The organism is Methylobacterium carpenticola (genome assembly GCF_042748905.1).
Lineage (GTDB): Bacteria > Pseudomonadota > Alphaproteobacteria > Rhizobiales > Beijerinckiaceae > Methylobacterium > Methylobacterium carpenticola.
Genome location: NZ_JBHZEO010000001.1, coordinates 875,965 through 893,130, shown reverse-complemented (window position 1 = coordinate 893,130; position 17,166 = coordinate 875,965). Strand labels below are relative to the sequence as shown.

Annotated in this window: 16 protein-coding genes; 11 read left to right on the top strand and 5 right to left on the bottom strand. The window is 72.4% G+C overall.

Annotated elements, in window-relative coordinates; all coding sequences use genetic code 11:
- The first annotated feature begins 7 nt into the window (after positions 1-7).
- Positions 8-961 (top strand): efflux RND transporter periplasmic adaptor subunit, encoded by a 954-nt coding sequence (locus ACE101_RS04230; protein WP_379126306.1) that lies wholly within the window; start codon positions 8-10, stop codon positions 959-961.
- Between the two features lie 117 nt (positions 962-1,078).
- Positions 1,079-2,404 carry an MFS transporter gene (locus ACE101_RS04225; protein ID WP_379126305.1) on the top strand — a complete coding sequence of 442 codons (1,326 nt, stop codon included), beginning with the start codon at positions 1,079-1,081 and terminating at the stop codon, positions 2,402-2,404.
- A 97-nt stretch (positions 2,405-2,501) separates the two neighbouring features.
- On the opposite strand, the gene cbiB is transcribed toward ACE101_RS04225, so the two are convergent.
- Positions 2,502-3,491 (bottom strand): adenosylcobinamide-phosphate synthase CbiB, encoded by a 990-nt coding sequence (gene cbiB / locus ACE101_RS04220; RefSeq protein ID WP_379126304.1) that lies wholly within the window; start codon positions 3,489-3,491, stop codon positions 2,502-2,504.
- Here cbiB and cobD point away from each other — a divergent pair.
- From cobD to ACE101_RS04195, 5 genes are all read left to right on the top strand, one after another.
- Positions 3,490-4,479, top strand: a complete 990-nt coding sequence (gene cobD / locus ACE101_RS04215; RefSeq protein WP_379126303.1) for a threonine-phosphate decarboxylase CobD — start codon at positions 3,490-3,492, stop codon at positions 4,477-4,479. The genes cbiB and cobD overlap by 2 nt on opposite strands.
- 218 nt (positions 4,480-4,697) lie before the next feature.
- A complete protein-coding gene (locus ACE101_RS04210) occupies positions 4,698-5,999 on the top strand; it encodes a KpsE/RkpR family capsule polysaccharide export protein (RefSeq protein WP_379126302.1) in 1,302 nt (433 codons plus the stop codon).
- A gap of 94 nt (positions 6,000-6,093) precedes the next feature.
- On the top strand, positions 6,094-6,360 hold the full coding sequence (locus ACE101_RS04205) for a hypothetical protein (RefSeq protein WP_379126301.1): 267 nt from the start codon (positions 6,094-6,096) through the stop codon (positions 6,358-6,360).
- Positions 6,361-6,479: 119 nt separating this feature from the next.
- On the top strand, positions 6,480-8,753 hold the full coding sequence (gene glgX, locus ACE101_RS04200) for a glycogen debranching protein GlgX (RefSeq protein WP_379126300.1): 2,274 nt from the start codon (positions 6,480-6,482) through the stop codon (positions 8,751-8,753).
- A gap of 169 nt (positions 8,754-8,922) precedes the next feature.
- A complete protein-coding gene (locus ACE101_RS04195) occupies positions 8,923-10,539 on the top strand; it encodes a hybrid sensor histidine kinase/response regulator (protein WP_379126299.1) in 1,617 nt (538 codons plus the stop codon).
- Between the two features lie 7 nt (positions 10,540-10,546).
- Here the strand turns inward: ACE101_RS04195 and ACE101_RS04190 are convergent, their stop codons facing one another.
- Positions 10,547-11,224, bottom strand: coding sequence for a DJ-1/PfpI family protein (locus ACE101_RS04190; RefSeq protein WP_379126298.1), 678 nt, complete (start codon positions 11,222-11,224; stop codon positions 10,547-10,549).
- A gap of 75 nt (positions 11,225-11,299) precedes the next feature.
- On the opposite strand from ACE101_RS04190, the gene ACE101_RS04185 reads away from it, so the two are divergent.
- On the top strand, positions 11,300-12,268 hold the full coding sequence (locus tag ACE101_RS04185; protein ID WP_379126297.1) for a GlxA family transcriptional regulator: 969 nt from the start codon (positions 11,300-11,302) through the stop codon (positions 12,266-12,268).
- Here the strand turns inward: ACE101_RS04185 and gluQRS are convergent.
- Positions 12,235-13,107 (bottom strand): tRNA glutamyl-Q(34) synthetase GluQRS, encoded by an 873-nt coding sequence (gluQRS, locus tag ACE101_RS04180; RefSeq protein WP_379126296.1) that lies wholly within the window; start codon positions 13,105-13,107, stop codon positions 12,235-12,237. The two genes, ACE101_RS04185 and gluQRS, sit on opposite strands and share 34 nt — an antisense overlap.
- Before the next feature lie 34 nt (positions 13,108-13,141).
- Here gluQRS and ACE101_RS04175 point away from each other — a divergent pair, with 34 nt between their 5' ends.
- Positions 13,142-13,831, top strand: a complete 690-nt coding sequence (locus tag ACE101_RS04175) for a DNA-3-methyladenine glycosylase family protein (RefSeq protein ID WP_379126295.1) — start codon at positions 13,142-13,144, stop codon at positions 13,829-13,831.
- Between the two features lie 17 nt (positions 13,832-13,848).
- Positions 13,849-14,517, top strand: coding sequence for an alpha/beta hydrolase (locus tag ACE101_RS04170; RefSeq protein ID WP_379126294.1), 669 nt, complete (start codon positions 13,849-13,851; stop codon positions 14,515-14,517).
- A gap of 8 nt (positions 14,518-14,525) precedes the next feature.
- Here the strand turns inward: ACE101_RS04170 and ACE101_RS04165 are convergent, their stop codons facing one another.
- Positions 14,526-14,753 (bottom strand): hypothetical protein, encoded by a 228-nt coding sequence (locus ACE101_RS04165; protein ID WP_379126293.1) that lies wholly within the window; start codon positions 14,751-14,753, stop codon positions 14,526-14,528.
- A 415-nt stretch (positions 14,754-15,168) separates the two neighbouring features.
- Positions 15,169-15,954 (bottom strand): HpcH/HpaI aldolase family protein, encoded by a 786-nt coding sequence (locus ACE101_RS04160; RefSeq protein ID WP_379126292.1) that lies wholly within the window; start codon positions 15,952-15,954, stop codon positions 15,169-15,171.
- Positions 15,955-16,326: 372 nt separating this feature from the next.
- On the opposite strand from ACE101_RS04160, the gene purC reads away from it, so the two are divergent.
- Positions 16,327-17,121: a phosphoribosylaminoimidazolesuccinocarboxamide synthase gene (gene purC / locus ACE101_RS04155; protein WP_379126291.1), complete on the top strand. Its 795-nt coding sequence runs from the start codon at positions 16,327-16,329 to the stop codon at positions 17,119-17,121.
- Positions 17,122-17,166: the final 45 nt, after the last annotated feature.

Sequence of the window (17,166 nt, the reverse complement as noted above, 5' to 3'; positions counted from 1 at the left end):
TCTCGCCATGACCCGCCTTCTCGCATTCCTCGGCCGCTTCGCCGTCACGGGATTGCTGCTGCTCGTCGCCCTCGTGGTCGGGGCCGCTCTCTGGGACTATTACCTGGAGGCCCCCTGGACCCGGGACGGCCGGGTGCGCGCCGAGGTGGTGGGCGTCGCCCCCGACGTGTCGGGCCTCGTCCGCGACGTCGAGGTGAAGGACAACCAGACGGTCCGGCGCGGCGACGTCCTGTTCCGCATCGACCCGGAGCGCTTCGCGCTGGCCCTGCGGCAGGCCGAGGCGGTGGTAGCCGGCCGCAAGGCCACGCTGGTCCAGGCGGAGGCCGACCTCGCGCGCTACCAGCAGCTCAGCGACAACGTCGTCTCGCAGCAGCGCCTCGAACAGGCCCAGGCGACCGAGCAGGGCGCCCGCGCGGCCTACGACCAGGCCGTGGCCGACCGCGACCTCGCCAAGCTCAACCTCGCCCGCTCGGAGGTCCGGGCCTCGGTGAACGGCCGCATCTCCAACCTGGAGCTGCGGCCCGGCAGCTACGTGGCGACCGGCAAGGCCGTGATGGCGCTCGTCGACAGCGACACGCTCCACGTCGAGGGCTATTTCGAGGAGACGAAGCTCGATCGCATCCGCATCGGCGATCCGGTCAGCGTGCACCTGATGGGCGGCAGCCGCGACCTCACCGGCCGGGTCGAGAGCGTGGCGGCGGGCATCGAGGACCGGGAGCGCTCGGCGGGCGCCAACCTGCTCGCCAACGTCAACCCGACCTTCGCCTGGGTCCGGCTCGCCCAGCGCGTGCCGGTCCGCGTCGCCCTCGACCCCTCGAAGGAAACCGAGTCACTCACGGTCGGGCGCACGGCGACCGTGGTGGTGCGCGCGGGCGGCCAGGGCGAGCCGCGCCCCCTCGACGGCCTCTGGCAGCGCTGGGAGGCGCTCAAGGGCAATTTCGCCGCGATCCGCAAGAGCTGAACACTCCGGGATTATCGAGGGACGGCTTTCCGTGGGAGGCACGGCGCCTATTCTCACACCGGAAACCGGCCGTGACGAGCCGGTTGCGGGATCAGATCCGTCCGGGAGGGACGCACCATGGCAGATCACGCGCCGGACGCGCTCGGCACGCGCACGATCGACCGCATCACCTGGCGGCTGATGCCCCTCCTCGGGCTGATGTATCTCATCGCCTATATCGACCGGCAGAACGTCTCCTACGCCAAGCTCCAGATGGTGGGCGACCTCGGCCTGAGCGAGGCCGCCTACGGGCTCGGCGCCTCGCTGTTCTTCGTCGCCTACTTCCTGTTCGAGGTGCCGGCGAACGTGATCCTCGAGAAGGTGGGGGCGCGGCTCTGGTTCACCCGGATCATGGCGACCTGGGGCCTGATCACCGTGCTGCTCGGCTTCACGCAGGGCACGGCGATGTTCTACGTCCTGCGCTTCCTCCTCGGCGCGGCGGAGGCGGGCTTCTTCCCCGGCGTGCTGTTCGCGCTCACCCTGTGGTTCCCGCAGAGCCACCGCGGGCGCATGGTCGGCTGGTTCATGATCGCGAGCGCGCTGGCGAACGCCGTCGGCGCGGCGATCGGCGGCGCCCTCCTCGACCTCGACGGGCTCCTCGGCCTGCGCGGCTGGCAATGGGTCTTCGTCGCGACCGGTATCCCGGCCCTGTTGCTCGCCGTGGTGGTGTTCTTCATCCTGCCGGAGGGACCGGAGCGGGCGCGCTGGCTGCCCGCCGAGGAGAAGAAGTGGCTCGCCGACGTGCTCGCCCGCGAGGCGGCGGCCACGCCGCATACGGAGCACGCCAACCCGTTCCGGGTCCTGCTCGACCGCCGGGTGATGATCCTCGCCCTCCTCTACGTCGCCTTCCCGCTCGCGGCCTACGGCCTGAGCTATTGGCTGCCGACGGTGGTGAAGGGCTTCGGCGTCTCGAACACCGTCAACGGCTTCCTCAACGTGATCCCCTGGATCGCGGTGGCGCTGGCCCTCTGGTGGGTGCCGCGCCATGCGGCGAAGACCGGGGAGACGACGTGGCACATCGCGGGACCCGCCCTGATCGGAGCCGCCGCCCTGACGCTGAGCGTGGTGGTGCCCGGCTCGGCCCTCAAATTCGCCTGCCTGTGCGTGGCGGCGGCGGGCATCTTCTCGGGCCAGCCGGTATTCTGGTCGCTGCCCCCGACCTTCCTGCGCGGGGCCACCGCGGCGGCGGGCATCGCCGCGATCAACTCGGTGGGCAATCTCGGCGGCTTCATCGCCCAGAACGCCGTGCCCTGGATCCGCGACCGCACCGGCAGCGACCTCACGCCGATGCTGTTCCTCGCCGCCTGCCTGCTCGGCGGCGTGGTGATGGTCTTCGTGGCGCAGGCCGTCCTGCGCCGCCCGGGGCCGGGCACCGAGCCCGACATGACGCTCGCGCGGCGGTGATGGCCCCGTTGTCCCTCTTCGGACGGGATTCGGTTGGGCGCCGTCCCCTGTCCTCCGGCAGACGACGCCGCGGCATGACGCCGGATCGGCGACGCGCTCAGCCGAGAAGGGCGAGAACCACCAGCCCCGCCGCACCGCCCCACAGGATCCCGATCGCGGTCCGGTAGAGCGCGAGGGCCCGGTCGATATCCGCCGCGCTCGCCTCGGCGCGGCCGTCGCCCATCCAATGGTCCTCGACCCGCGCCGTCCCGTAGACCCGCGGGCCGGCGAGCCGCAGGCCGAGCGCCCCGGCCATGGCGGCCTCCGGCCAGCCCGCATTGGGCGAGCGGTGCTTGCCCGCATCCCGCAGCACCGCCCGGACGGCGCCCGGAGCCGAGCAATCGGCCCGCAGGGCCGCCGCCGCGACGAGGAGGGCGGCGGTCAGGCGAGAGGCCGGCAGGTTCACGAGATCGTCGAGGCGGGCCGCCGCCCAACCGAAGGAGGCGTGGCGCGGCGTTCGGTGGCCGATCATGCTGTCGGCGGTGTTGATCGCCTTGTAGAGCGCCCCCCCGGGCAGCCCCGCCGCCCCGGTCCAGAAGGCGGGGGCCACCACGCCGTCGGAGAAATTCTCGGCGAGGCTCTCGATCGCGGCCCGGCACAGGGCCGCCTCGTCGAGGCTCTCGGGGTTGCGGCCGACGATCATCGACACCGCCCGGCGCCCGCCGGGCAGGCCGTCGCGGCGCAGGGCGACCGCGACCGCGGCCACGTGCGCGTGAAGGCTGCGCTGCGCCGGCAGGCTCGCGGCGAGAAGGCCGCCGAGGAGGAGCGGCAGCCCGAGCGCCTGCGCGGCGAGGACGAGGAGGAGCGCCGCAGCCCCCGTGGCGGCGAGCAGGATCGCGAGCGCGAGGACTCCCGCGCCGCGCCGCAGGGCCGGCGGGTCGCCCTCGCGGTTGAGGCCGCGGTCGAGGGCCGCGATCAGCCGGCCGATCCAGGTGACAGGGTGGCCGAGCGCCCTGTAGAGGCGGTCGGGATAGCCGAGGGCCGCCTCCACCGCGAGGGCGAGGGCGAGCACGAACAGGCTGTCGGGCGGATGAAGCGAGGCGGGCATGGAAGCTCGGGAGACGATCCGGCACGGAGGCGATCTCGACGAGGCGCGGCGGCTGTTCCCGGACGCGCCGACGCCCTGGATCGATCTCTCCACCGGCATCAACCCCGTCCCCTATCCGTGCCCGGCGCTGGAGGCCAGCCTCCTCACCCGCCTGCCCGCGCCGGAGGATGCGCGCGCCCTCGAAGCCGCCGCCGCCTCGGCCTACGGAGCCGATCCCGCGCAGGTGGTCGCGGCACCCGGCACGCAGGCGCTGATCGGCTGGCTGCCCGTCCTGCGGCCGGCGAGCCGCGTCGCCGTGGTCGGGCCGACCTATGCCGAGCACGCCGCCGCGTGGCGCGGCGCCGGCCATCATGTCGCGACCGTGCCGAACCTCGCCGCGGCGATGCAGGCGGAGGTCGCCGTGGTGGTCAATCCCAACAATCCGGACGGCCGGGTGGCGGGACGCGGCGCCCTCGCGGAGGCGGCCGCAATACTCGCGGCCCGCGGCGGGCTCCTCGTGGTCGACGAGGCCTTCGCGGATCTCGAGCCGGTGGAGAGCCTGTGCGGCGAGGTCCCGGCGGGCGCGGTGGTGCTGCGCTCCTTCGGCAAGACCTACGGGCTCGCCGGCCTGCGGCTCGGCTTCGCGGTGGCGCGCGATCCCCTCGCCGGGCGGCTGCGGCGGAGCCTCGGCCCCTGGGCGGTCTCGGGGCCGGCGATCGCGGTCGGCCGGGCGGCCCTCGCCGACCGGGCATGGCGGGAGACGGCCGCCGCAGCGCGGGGGCGCGACGCCGCGCGCCTCGACCGCCTGCTCACAGGCGCGGGCGGGCGCCTCGTCGGAGGCACCCGCCTGTTCCGCACCGCGGACTTTCCCGATGCCCCCGCCCTGTTCGCGCGGCTCGGCCGGGCCGGTCTGTTCGTGCGCCGCTTCGAGGCGGCGCCGGCGCGCCTGCGCTTCGGGCTGCCGGGCGATGCGGGGGCCTGGGCGCGGCTCGAAGGGGCGCTCGCGTAACCTCCGGGATACCCCAGCGCCATCAAAAAGGCCGAAAAAATCGGGATCTCCGGAGGCGCCGGCAGGGCCGGCCGCGCCCGGTCCCGGGCGCGCTTCGTTGACCCCCGCCAGGGTTGGGCCGCATAAGCCAGCGCGGCCGCTTGCGCGGATCCGGGCAGTCCGGCGGGGGCGCGGGTGGCGGGCATCTGCCGGGCGTGCGGGAGCGGGAACCAGACGGCATGAGCGTGGACGAGGTCAAACGGCGCGACAGGCTCGGGAGCGTCATCGCGTTCGCGCGGCGCTCGCTGCCCGAGCTGCGCCGGGACGCCGAGACGATCGAGCCCGTCGACGCGCCGCGGCCGCGGCGCATGCTCCAGCTGCTCCAGCCCCTGCGCTGGACCCGGCTCATCCGCACGGAGGAGGAGGTCCGGCCCCGGCGCGCGGGCGCCGGCATCGTCCGCGGCTTCGTTCTCTTCGTGCTGCTGCCGACCGCGGCGGCGGGCCTCTACCTCTTCCTGATCGCCTCCGACCAGTACCTGGTCGAGGCGCGCTTCGCCGTGCGCGGCGAGGTGCTGCCCCTCGGCGACGTCAAGATCGGCGAGTTCGCGAGCCTCATCCAGAAGAACAACAGCCAGGACACCTACATCGTCTCGGAATACATCCGCAGCCTGCCGATGCTGGAGAGCGCGCAGAAGGCGCTCAACGTGCGGGCGATGTTCATGCGCGACGAGGCGGATTTCTGGGCGAAGTATTCCGGCAAGGAGCCGGTCGAGGAGCTGCTGAAGTACTGGCGCAAGCACGTGCAGGCGTCGATCGACCTCGTCTCCGGCATCATCACCCTCAAGGTGGTGGCCTTCACGCCGCAGGACTCGCTCGCGATCGCCAACCACATCGTCGGCCGTGCGGAGGCGCTGATCAACGTCATCTCGGAGCGGGCGCAGGAGGACATGCTGCGGCACAGCCGCGAGGAGGTCGAGAAGGCCGGCGAGCGGCTCACCCGGGCGCATCTCGCCCTCAAGGAGTTCCGCAACCGCTGGGGGATCATCGATCCGGCCAAGTCCGCCGAAGCGACCTACATGACGCTGATCGACCTGCGGAAGGAGAAGATCAAGCTCGAGAACGATCTTCAGGTCCTGCGCTCGTCGTCGCTCGACGAGAAGTCGCGTTCGATCCAGGCCCTGGTCGCCAACGTCGCAGCCATCGACCAGCAGATGCGGCAGCTTCAGAAATCGCTGACGAGCGACACGATGGCGGTGGACGCGCCCAACGCGGCCCAGGCCCTGCTCGAATACGAGCGCCTCGTGATCGAGCGCACCGTCGCCGAGCGCCTGAACGAGTCGGCCGTCGTCATGCTCGAACGCGCCCGCATCGCCGCGAGCAAGCAATCGATCTATCTGGCGACCTTCGTGCCGCCGGCAGCCCCGCAATTCTCCGCGCTGCCGCTGCGGGGCGAGAGCCTGTCGGTGATCTTCTTCTGCCTCCTCGTGACCTGGGGCAGCGCCACCCTCCTCGTCGAGGGCGTGAAGGACCACAACATCTGATCCGGTCTCCGCGCGATCAACGCGGACACCTGAGCGAAGCCTGGATCCGGCCATCCCGACGGGATCGACCGGATCGGGTCATGAGGCCACCCGGATGTCGGACTCGGATTTCACGGATCTGATCGCCCGCGCGATCTCCCCCGCCATGTCGCGCGACGAGCGCGAGGCGGTCTATCGCGTCGTCCGCCAAGCCTTCCAGCGTCTGCAGGAGCGCGAGGGCGCGGAGCGCGACGACCTGCGCGCGGAATTGCAGGCCCACCTCATCGAGGAGACGATCGGCGAGGTGGAGGGCATGGTCAGCCGCTACATCGCCCAGCAGACGATCGACACCGCGCCGCGCGAGGAAGCGCCCGGGCGCTGAGCCCGGCCCGGGCTCGGGCCGGATCCGGGGGAAAACGCACCGCGGCGGGAGCCCAGGCGGTGGGCGGCGCGTTCAGCCTCCCGTGGCTTTCGCCCCGCTACGGATCGTTCGGCTCGCTCATGACCAAGCTCGTCTCCCCGCCCCCGACGCCCGCGGAACCGGCGGTGATCCGCCGTCCCCGCATCCGGGAGGGCCAGCCGTTTCCCTTGGGAGCAACCTGGGACGGGCTCGGCGTCAACTTCGCCCTGTTCTCCGCCCACGCCACCAAGGTCGAACTCTGCCTATTCGACGATGCCGGCGAGACCGAGATCGCGCGCATCCCCCTGCCCGAATACACGGACGAGGTCTGGCACGGCTACCTGCCGGATGCCCGTCCCGGCACCATCTACGGCTACCGCGTCCACGGGCCCTACGAGCCCGAGGCCGGCCACCGCTTCAACCCCAACAAGCTCCTCATCGACCCCTACGCCAAGGCCCTCGTCGGCTCCATCGAGTGGAACCCCGCCCTCTTCGGCTACCGCATGGAGAGCGGCGACGACCTCAGCTTCGACGAGCGCGACAGCGCGCCGTTCACGCGCAAGTCCCGGGTGATCGATCCGGCCTTCACCTGGGGCCGCGATCAGAAGCCCAACGTCCCCTGGGACCGCACGGTCATCTACGAGGCCCACGTCAAGGGCTTCACCAAGCGCCACCCGGCCGTGCCCGAGCGCCTGCGCGGCACCTACGCCGGCCTCGGGACGAAGTCCGTGCTCGACTACATCCGCAGCCTGGGCGTGACCTCGGTGGAACTGCTGCCGGTTCACTCCTTCGTGCAGGACGACTACCTGCGCCAGAAGGATCTGTGGAACTACTGGGGCTACAACACCATCTCATTCTTCGCCCCGGCCCGCCGCTACGCCGCCGTGCCCGACTTCGCCTTCTCCGAGTTCAAGGAGATGGTCGCCCGCCTGCACGGCGCCGGCCTCGAGGTCATCCTCGACGTGGTCTACAACCACACGGCGGAGGGCAACGAGCGCGGGCCGACCCTCTCCTTCAAGGGCATCGACAACGCCTCCTACTACCGCCTCCTCCCCGACCAGAAGCGCTACTACATCAACGACACCGGGACCGGGAACACGGTGAACCTCTCGCACCCGCGGGTGCTGCAGATGGTCACCGATTCGCTGCGCTACTGGGCGACGGAGATGCGGGTGGACGGCTTCCGCTTCGACCTCGCCACCATCCTGGGCCGCGAGCCCTACGGCTTCGACGAAGGCGGCGGCTTCCTCGATTCCTGCCGCCAGGACCCGGTCCTGAACTCGGTGAAGCTGATCGCGGAGCCGTGGGATTGCGGGCCGGGCGGCTACCAGGTCGGCGGCTTCCCGCCAGGCTGGGCGGAGTGGAACGACCGCTTCCGCGACGACGTGCGCGCCTACTGGCGGGGCGACGACGGCCTCCTGCCCGACCTCGCCGCCCGGCTCACCGGCTCGGCCGACAAGTTCAACAAGCGCGGGCGCAAGCCGTGGGCCTCGGTGAACTTCATCACGGCGCATGACGGGTTCACGCTGGCCGACACGGTGTCGTACAACGACAAGCACAATGAGGCGAACGGCGAGGACAACCGGGACGGTCACTCGCACAATCTGTCGTACAATTACGGGGTCGAGGGTCCGACGGCGGATGCGGGGATCCGGGCGGTGCGGTTCCGGCAGATGCGCAACCTGCTGGCGACGTTGTTCCTGTCGCGGGGCACGCCGATGCTGCTGGCGGGGGACGAGTTCGCGCGCACGCAGCAGGGCAACAACAACGCCTATTGCCAGGACAACGCGATCTCGTGGCTGGACTGGGAGGCGATCGGGCCGGAGGAGCGCGACCTCGCCGAGTTCGCCCGCCGCCTGCTGACCCTGCGCAAGGCCCTGCCCATGCTGGGGCGCGGGCGCTTCCTCACCGGGGACTACGACGAGGAGCTCGGGGTCAAGGACGTGGCGTGGCTCACCCCGGACGGGACCGAGATGACCCCGGAGAACTGGAACGAGGGCGACGCGCGGGCGCTCTGCGTGCTCCTCGACGGACGGGCGCCGACAAGCGGGCTGCGCCGCCGCGGCTCGGAGGCGACGCTGCTCGTCCTCCTCAACGCCCATCACGACCTCGTTCCCTTCACGCTGCCGGAGGTGGTGGGCGGCCGCGACTGGGTGCGGCTCGTGGACACCAACCGGCCCGAGGTGGCGGACCTCGAGCATTTCGACATCGGCGGCCTCTACGAGGTGACCGGGCGCTCGCTGCTGCTCTTCGCCCTGCGCCCCGACGAGACGGACCACGCCAGCGAGACCTGGCGCTCCTACCAGCACGTCATCCAGTCCTTCGAGCGGGCCCATTCCGAAGAGGTCGCCTTCGCCGTGGAGGAGGAAGGCTGACCGCATGAAGGCTCGGGCGCGCCTTGCGGCGTGCCGTCGCGCGCTATCCGGAGACCTCGACCCCGGGCGCTCCGCCCATATCTCGTGAGCACGTGGAACAGAATGCGCGGCGCGGTCCGGTCCTTCCTCTGCGACAGGGGTTGAGCGCGGACGCGGTCCCGGGGGCACGATGACGAGCACGCCAGAGACGCCGCCGGTCGGGCGCGGCCCGACCGTCCAGCACGGTCCCTCGGGCGAGATCACCGACCACAGGAGCGACATCTTCTTCGCGGCCGTCGAGACGACGCGCATGCCGATGATCGTCACCGATCCACGCAAGCCGGACAACCCGATCATCTTCGCCAATCAGGCCTTCCGGACCATGACGGGCTACGAGCCGCCCGAGCTGATCGGGCGCAACTGCCGCCTCCTCCAGGGCCCGGAGACCGACCCGCAGACGATCGCCGAGGTCCGGCGCGCCATCAAGGACCGGCGCGAGATCTCGACCGAGATCCTCAATTACCGCAAGAACGGCTCGACCTTCTGGAATGCCCTGTTCGTCTCGCCCGTCTACAACGACGCCGGCGACCTCGTGTATTTCTTCGCCTCGCAGCTCGACGTGTCGCGCCGCCGCGACGCCGAGGATGCCTTGCGCCAGTCGCAGAAGATGGAGGCGCTGGGCCAGCTCACCGGCGGCATCGCCCACGACTTCAACAACCTGCTCCAGGTGGTGGTCGGCTACATCGACATCCTTCAGGCGGGCCTCGCCAATCCGCAGGCCGACCCGACCCGCATGGTCCGGGCGGCCGAGAACATCCGCGCCGCCGCCGAACGGGCGACCACGCTCACCCAGCAACTCCTGGCCTTCGCCCGCAAGCAGCGCCTCGACGGGCGCGCCCTCAACCTCAACACCCTCGTCGAGGGCATGCGGGAACTCGCCGACCGCACGCTGGGCGACCAGATCACGGTGCGGACCGACCTCGATCCGCGCTTGCGCAACGCCCGCCTCGACCCGACCCAGACCGAGGTCGCGCTCCTCAACGTGCTGCTCAACGCCCGCGACGCGATGCCGGACGGGGGCACCGTCACGATCCGCACCGAGAACCGCGAGATCGGGTCGGACGAGATCGGGCCGGGCCTGCCGGCGGCGGGCCGCTACGTCGCCATCGGCATCACCGACACCGGCACCGGCATGCCGCCCGAGGTGCTGGCGCGGGTGATGGAACCCTTCTTCACCACGAAGGAGGAGGGCCGCGGCACCGGCCTCGGACTGTCGATGGTCTACGGCTTCGCCAAGCAGTCCGGCGGGGCGGTCCAGATCGAGTCGCGCGTCGGCGAGGGCACGACCGTGCGCCTGATCTTCCCGGCGACGGGCGACGAGGAGCGCCCGGCCGCGGCGCGCGCGCGCGGCAACGAGCGGCCGGGCACCGAGACCATCCTGATCGTCGACGACCGCCGCGACGTGGCCGAACTCGCCCAGGCCATCCTGCAGGATTTCGGCTACACGGTGCTGATGGCCGCGAACGGCAGGGAGGCCCTCGACCTCCTCGACCGCAGCGAGCGGGTGGATCTCCTGTTCTCCGACCTGATCATGCCCGGGGGCATGAACGGCGTGGTGCTGGCGCGCGAGGCAAGGCGGCGCCAGCCGCGCCTCAAGGTGCTGCTGACCACGGGCTATGCCGAGGCGAGCCTGGAGCGCACGGATGTGGGCGGCAACGAGTTCGAGGTGGTCAACAAGCCCTACCGGCGGCTCGACCTGGTGCGCCGGGTCCGGGCGATCCTCGACGGCCCGACCGGCGTGACCTGACGCGCGCTCACGCCTGCGGCGGCAGGCGGGCGAGGATCGCCTCGCGCGCGGCCCGGGAGCCGGCGAGCGCCCCCCGCGCCCGCGCCAGGATCGCGGGCGGGGCCTCCCCCGGCGTGCCGGCCGAGAAGGGCGGCGCGGGAGCGTATTCGAGGCAGAGCTGGATCGTCTCGGCCGTCTCCCGCCCCAGGAGGGACGCGACCACGGCGAGCCCGAAATCGATGCCCGCCGTGACGCCGCCCGCGGTGATCAGCGGGCCGTCCTGCACGATGCGGGCCTCGACGGGCTCCGCGCCGAAATGGCCGAGGAAGTCGAGGGCGTTCCAATGCGTCGTGGCGCGCCGCCCGCGCAGGAGCCCGGCCGCCCCGAGGACGAGGGCGCCGGTGCAGACGGAGGTGACGAAGCGCGCCGCCGGGGCCCGCTCGCGCAGGAAGGCCAGGGTCCCCTCGTCCTCCAGGAGGGCGTTCACGCCGCTGCCGCCCGGCACGCAGAGCACGTCGAGGGGCGGGCAGGCCGCGAAGGTGGTGGTCGGCGCGAGGACGAGGCCGGTGGCGGCGGTGAGCGGCGCCCGCTCCTTCCAGACGAGATGGACCTCGGCGTCCTTCACCGAGGCGAAGACCTCGTAGGGTCCCGTCAGGTCGAGCTGCTGGACGGACGGAAAGACGAGGATCCCGAAGCGCAGGGTCATGATGGCGGCTCCCGATTGACGGCCCCTAGCTTACGGGAGCAGGCTCTGGCGGAGACGCCAAACATCCCTCGCTTCATGCCAAACCCGCGCCGCGTCGAGATCCTGGCCTTTCCGGACGTCCAGCTCCTCGACGTGGCCGGGCCGCTCCAGGTCTTCGCCACGGCCAACGACATCGCGGCGGCCGGCGCGCGGCCCCTGCCCTACGCGCCGGCCGTGGTCGGCCCGGCAGCCTCGGTGACGAGCACGGCGGGCCTCGCCCTGGCGGCGGAGCCCCTGCCCCCGGCGCGCGCTCCCCTGCACACGCTGGTGGTGGCGGGCGGGCGCGGAGTCGACGCGGTGAGCGAGGATGCGGCGCTGGTCGCCTGGGTCCGGTGCCGCGCGGAGACGGCATTCCGCACCGCCTCGGTCTGCAGCGGCGCCTTCGTGCTCGCGGCCGCCGGCCTCCTCGACGGACGCTGCGCCGTCACCCATTGGGGCCGCTGCGCGCAATTCGCCAAGCGCTTCCCGCAGGTGCGCCTCGACCCCGATCCGATCTTCGTGCGGGACGGCCCGGTCTGGACCTCGGCCGGGGTCACCGCGGGCATCGATCTCGCCCTCGCCCTGGTGGAAGACGATCTCGGCCGCGCGGCGGCCCTGGCGGTCGCCCGCCAGCTCGTCGTCTTCCTCAAGCGCCCCGGAGGGCAGGCGCAGTTCAGCACGCTGCTCGCCCTGCAGGAGGCGGGGCGGTTCGAGCGGCTCCACGCCTGGATCGCCGAGAACCTGCGCGCCGACCTCTCCCTCGGCGCGCTGGCGGAGCAGGCCGCCATGAGCGCCCGCAGCTTCTCGCGCCACTACCGGCAGGCGACCGGGCGCACCCCGGCCCGGGCGGTGGAGGAGATCCGGGTCGAGGCCGCCCGGCGCCTCCTGGAGCAGGGCGCGCCCGTGGCGCGGGCCGCCACCCAGTGCGGCTTCGGATCGGAGGAGACCATGCGGCGCGGCTTCCTGCGGGTGATCGGCACCGGCCCGCGCGCCTACCGGGAGCGGTTCGCGGGGCGCTCCGCGTGAAAGCCGAGGCGCGCGCGGAGATCCGCCGCGGTGACGCCCCGTGCGCGCAGGGCAGCGAGCGGCTCGGAGCCGCGCGACTTGGCGAGCTTGTCGCCGCCCTCGTCGAGGAGCAGGGCGTGGTGGTGGTAGCGGGGCGCGGGCAGGCCGAGCAGCGCCTGGAGCAGGCGGTGCAGGTCGGTGGCGGCGTCGAGGTCCCGGCCGCGCACCACGTGGGTGACGCCCTGCGCGGCGTCGTCGTGCACCACGGCGAGGTGGTAGCTCGTCGGCACGTCCTTGCGGGCGAGCACCGCGTCGCCCCAGCGCTCCGGCTCGGCGAGGCGGGTGGTGAATGCACCCGCGGCGTCGAAGCTCTCGACGGTGAGCGGCCCCGGACAGGCGGCGCGGGCCCGGTCCATGGCGAGGCGCCAGGCATGCGGCTCGCCCGCGGCGATCCGGACCGCGGCCTCGGCCGGGGACAGGTCGCGGCAGGTGCCCGGATAGAGGGGCGCCCCGTCGGGGTCGCGGGCCCGGCTCGCCGCCGCGATCGCCTTGCGCGTGCAGAAGCACGGATAGACGAGGCCGCGCTCCCGCAAGGCGTCGAGGGCGGCGGCGTAATCGGCGAAATGCGCGGATTGGCGCCGCACCGGCTCCGGGAAGGCGAGGCCGAGCCAAGCGAGATCGTCCCGCATCGCCGCCATCAGCGCGGGCCGGCAGCGGGTGGTGTCGATATCCTCGATGCGCAGCAGCAGGCGGCCCTGCATCCTGTCGGCGAAATCCGCGTTCAGGAGAGCCGAATAGGCATGGCCGAGATGGAGGCGCCCGTTGGGGCTCGGAGCGAAGCGGAAGACCGGAGGAGACACGGGCGCCATGGGACGGAGAGCGGCTGAGCCACAGATGGGGATCGGCGCCGGCGCCGTCGATGCCGGGAGCCCGCCCGCGCGGCTCCTCGATTCCGAGGCCGTGCTGCAGGAGGGCGTTGCGGCGCTCACGCGATGCGACCCGGTGATGGCCCGCATCGTCGCGGCGGGGGCGGTGCCGCCCCTGCGCAAGCGCCCGCCGGGCTACGAGGGGCTCGCCGGCATCATCGTCGCGCAGCAGCTCTCGACCGCGAGCGCGGGGGCGATCTGGAACCGGCTGAAGTGCCTCCTGCCCGTGCTGACCCCGGAGAGCCTCGCGGGCGCCGCGGAGCCGGACCTCAAGGCCGCCGGCCTGTCGGCTCCGAAGATCCGCACCTTGCGGGCGGTGGCGGAGGCGGTCGCGGCGGGAAGCCTGCCCCTCGACGGCCTGCACGCCCTGCCCGCCGACGAGGCCCACCGCCTGATGGTGGCGGTGCGGGGCATCGGCCCCTGGACGGCGGACGTCTACCTGCTGTTCTGCCTCGGCCATCCGGACGCCTTCCCGGCGGGCGACCTCGCGCTCCAAGAAGCGGCGCGGCTCGCGGACGGCCTCGACGCCCGGCCGAGCGCGCCCGCGCTCACAGCCCGGGCCGAGCTCTGGCGACCCTGGCGCGGGGTCGCCGCGAAGGTGCTGTGGGCGTATTACCGCGTGGCCAAGGCGCGCGACGCGGCGCCCGTCTCCTCCTGAATCCCGGAATTCCTGCCATGACGACGCTCACCGGCCCGCGCCTGCCGCCCCGCTCGGGCCGGCCGCCCCGCCAGCTCGTGGTGCTGCTGCACGGCTTCGGCGCGGACGGCAACGACCTGATCGACCTCGCCCATGCCTGGCAGCCGCTCCTGCCGGACGCCGCCTTCGTCTCGCCGCACGCTCCCGAGCCCTGCATCCAGGGCTTCGGCCGGCAGTGGTTCCCGCTGACCTTCCGCGATCCGCACGAGCGCTGGCGCGGCGTGAACCGGGCCGCCCCCACCCTCGACGGCTTCCTGGACGCGGAGCTGACGCGGGCCGGGCTGGACGAGAGCCGCCTCGCCCTCGTGGGCTTCAGCCAGGGCTGCATGATGGCGCTCCACGTCGCCCTGCGGCGGCCCCGGCGCCTCGCGGCGGTGGTCGGCCTGTCCGGCATGCTGGTGATCGAGGAGGGCAAGGGGCCCGAGAGCCTGGGGCCGGCGATCCGCTCCGTGCCGCCGATCCTGGTCGCGCACGGGGATCAGGACGAGGTCATCCCGGTCCAGGCCCTGTTCATGACCGCCGATCTCCTCGCGGCGGCGGAGATTCCGGTGGAGTGGCACCTCTCGGCCGGCCTCGGCCACGGCATCGACGAGGCCGTGCTCCAGCAGGCCGGGCTGTTCCTGGCCCAGCGCTTCGCCGGGGAATAGACGCGGCGTCAGCCGCGCGGCCGGCAGACGAGGTGGCCGGCCGCGTCCAGGCGCGTCGTGCCGATCGGCGCCGGCCGCCCGGTCACCGGATCCCGGTAGACGCGCCCGGCGCATCCGCCCTCGGTCACCGCGGTGCCGTCGCCAGGGCGGACGAGCGCGAGGATCGATAGCGCCGCGAGGGCGAGCAGCACGGCACAGCCCAGGAACAGGCCCGACCGCCGGCCCGGCCGGGGCATCGGGCCCGGCACCGTCCCGCGTGGCCGCGCTCCGCGCGCCCCCGGCATCCCGGCCGGGCCCGCTCCGAGGGCGTGGCCGCGCATCCGGCCCGATCGATGAGGCGCCGCGGCCGGACCGGCCGCGATCCAAGCCCGAAGCTCGGGGGAGTGGGGAAAGAGGGGAGCGGTCGGGCGAGTCTGTGCAGCCATCGGCGGACCCTCCATCGGCCCCGTGGCTCCGATCTATGTGGGAAAAATTCCCACGTCAAGAGTCGCGGATGACGTGTGCCGGTGAGCGAGCGCAGGCCGGATCGGTTCATCACATCGGCCCGGCTCCAGAGACGGAAGCCGTGCGCAGAACGGCGCGGGGCAACTCGACCGAGACCCGTCTCGGCATCGTCGCCGCCGATCCGGCAAGCCCTTCAGCGCGGGATGCTCAGCCCCGCGCCTCCGTCAGCGCCGCGCGGGCACCGAGCTGCAGCAGGGCCCCGTCGCCCATGAGGGCGATCAGGTCGAAGCCCTCCTGGATGTTCTCGCGGGCGCGGGCCGCCGAATGGGCGTAGACGCCGATCCGCTTGCCCGCCGCCCGGGCCCGCGCCCGGGCATGGTCGAGGGCGGCGCGCACCACCGTCCCGCCCGGGTCGAGGCCGGCCCCGCCCGAGAGCGCGATCGAGAGGTCGGAGGGGCCGATGAAGATGCCGTCGATGCCCTCGACCGCCAGGATCGCGTCGACGGCGTCGAGGGCCTCGCGCGTCTCCACCATGGCGAGCGAGAGGCAGAACCCGTTCGCCTCCCGCAGATAGGCCTCGGGCGCGAGCCCCGAGAGCGCCAGGGCCGGCAGCGGCCCCCAGCTGCGCGCGCCCAGCGGCGGATACTTGGCGAAGGACGCGAACAGCCGGGCATCCTCGGCGCTGTTCACCATCGGGGCGATCACCGCCGAGGCGCCCGCATCGAATAGCCGCGAGACGGTGCTGAAGGCGCCCACCGGCACCCGGGCGATGGTCGGCTTGCCGCGGGCCGCCACCAGGGGCACCGTCCGCGCGATGCTGTCGAAGTCGTGGCCGCCATGCTGCATGTCGAGCGTGATGGCATCGAAACCCGGCTCGGCCGCGAGCAGGCCCGCCACCGCCGGCTCGGCGATGCCGCACCACGCGCTGACGAGGGGCGTGCCCTCCCGGAACCGCGCCGCCAGGGCGGCGACCGCCCCTCCCCGCTCCGCCATGCCGCTCTCTCCCTGTCCGGTCCGGCACTCCCGTCCGGTCGGTCTCAGCTTAAGGCAGCGGCGGCGCCCGCGTCGAGGCGGCTTGATCCGCGCCGAAAATCAGCGATTCTTGACACATGGCCCGCCCGGAACCACATGCCGGGCATTGCAGTGCACGACAGGGACGGCGGCCCCGATCCGCCGCACACCCGGCCAGATGCTTGGCCGACCCTTCGGAGGACGAGCCGCGCCGTCGCGGCCCGGCCAGCGCGTTGTGCTGCCTTTCCGCTTCGGGTAGTTTGCGACCGGCTGCCGGGACGATGCGTCCCCGGCCCGACCTGGTTTCGGGTCGCCGCGCCGCGGGCCTCACACGTTTTTTGGAGCCACGGCCCCATGGATTTCCTCAAACCACGGTACACGCCTATGAACCGCCGCCGTCGCATCTACGAGGGCAAGGCGAAGGTCCTCTATGAGGGACCGGAGCCGGGCACGCTCATCCAGCACTTCAAGGATGATGCGACCGCCTTCAACGCCAAGAAGCACGAGGTGATCGACGGCAAGGGCGTGCTGAACAACCGGATCTCCGAATTCGTGTTTCAGCACCTCAACGACATCGGCGTGCCCACGCATTTCATCCGCCGGCTCAACATGCGCGAGCAGCTGATCCGCGAGGTCGAGATCATCCCGCTCGAGGTCGTGGTGCGCAACGTGGCGGCCGGCTCGCTGGCGACGCGGCTCGGCCTCGAGGAGGGCACCCAGCTTCCGCGCTCGATCATCGAGTTCTACTACAAGAACGACCAGCTCAACGACCCGATGGTGTCGGAAGAGCACATCACGGCCTTCGGCTGGGCGACGCCGCAGGAGATCGACGACATCATGGCGCTGGCCATCCGGGTCAACGACTTCCTGTCGGGTCTCTTCCTCGGCGTCGGCATCCGCCTCGTCGACTTCAAGATGGAGACCGGCCGGCTCTGGGAAGGCGACCTGATGCGCATCGTCGTCGCCGACGAGATCTCCCCCGATTCGTGCCGCCTCTGGGACATCAAGAGCCAGGACAAGCTCGACAAGGACCGCTTCCGCAAGGATCTGGGCGGCCTGATCGAGGCTTATTCCGAGGTCGCCCGCCGTCTCGGCATCCTCGGCGAGAACGAGAAGGTGCAGGCCGGCGGCCCCCGCCTCGTCCAGTAGCGACGCGGCTCACCGACGACACTTGGAGACGACACTTGGAGCGGG

Excerpts from the sequence above, each read along its gene's own strand:
- ACE101_RS04230 (WP_379126306.1), top strand. The coding sequence starts at position 8 with ATGACCCGCCTTCTCGCATTCCTCGGCCGCTTCGCCGTCACGGGATTG.
- ACE101_RS04225 (WP_379126305.1), top strand. The coding sequence starts at position 1,079 with ATGGCAGATCACGCGCCGGACGCGCTCGGCACGCGCACGATCGACCGC.
- cobD (WP_379126303.1), top strand. The coding sequence starts at position 3,490 with ATGGAAGCTCGGGAGACGATCCGGCACGGAGGCGATCTCGACGAGGCG.
- cbiB (WP_379126304.1), bottom strand. The coding sequence starts at position 3,491 with ATGCCCGCCTCGCTTCATCCGCCCGACAGCCTGTTCGTGCTCGCCCTC.
- ACE101_RS04210 (WP_379126302.1), top strand. The coding sequence starts at position 4,698 with ATGAGCGTGGACGAGGTCAAACGGCGCGACAGGCTCGGGAGCGTCATC.
- ACE101_RS04205 (WP_379126301.1), top strand. The coding sequence starts at position 6,094 with ATGTCGGACTCGGATTTCACGGATCTGATCGCCCGCGCGATCTCCCCC.
- glgX (WP_379126300.1), top strand. The coding sequence starts at position 6,480 with ATGACCAAGCTCGTCTCCCCGCCCCCGACGCCCGCGGAACCGGCGGTG.
- ACE101_RS04195 (WP_379126299.1), top strand. The coding sequence starts at position 8,923 with ATGACGAGCACGCCAGAGACGCCGCCGGTCGGGCGCGGCCCGACCGTC.
- ACE101_RS04190 (WP_379126298.1), bottom strand. The coding sequence starts at position 11,224 with ATGACCCTGCGCTTCGGGATCCTCGTCTTTCCGTCCGTCCAGCAGCTC.
- ACE101_RS04185 (WP_379126297.1), top strand. The coding sequence starts at position 11,300 with ATGCCAAACCCGCGCCGCGTCGAGATCCTGGCCTTTCCGGACGTCCAG.
- ACE101_RS04175 (WP_379126295.1), top strand. The coding sequence starts at position 13,142 with ATGGGGATCGGCGCCGGCGCCGTCGATGCCGGGAGCCCGCCCGCGCGG.
- ACE101_RS04170 (WP_379126294.1), top strand. The coding sequence starts at position 13,849 with ATGACGACGCTCACCGGCCCGCGCCTGCCGCCCCGCTCGGGCCGGCCG.
- ACE101_RS04165 (WP_379126293.1), bottom strand. The coding sequence starts at position 14,753 with ATGCCCCGGCCGGGCCGGCGGTCGGGCCTGTTCCTGGGCTGTGCCGTG.
- ACE101_RS04160 (WP_379126292.1), bottom strand. The coding sequence starts at position 15,954 with ATGGCGGAGCGGGGAGGGGCGGTCGCCGCCCTGGCGGCGCGGTTCCGG.
- purC (WP_379126291.1), top strand. The coding sequence starts at position 16,327 with ATGGATTTCCTCAAACCACGGTACACGCCTATGAACCGCCGCCGTCGC.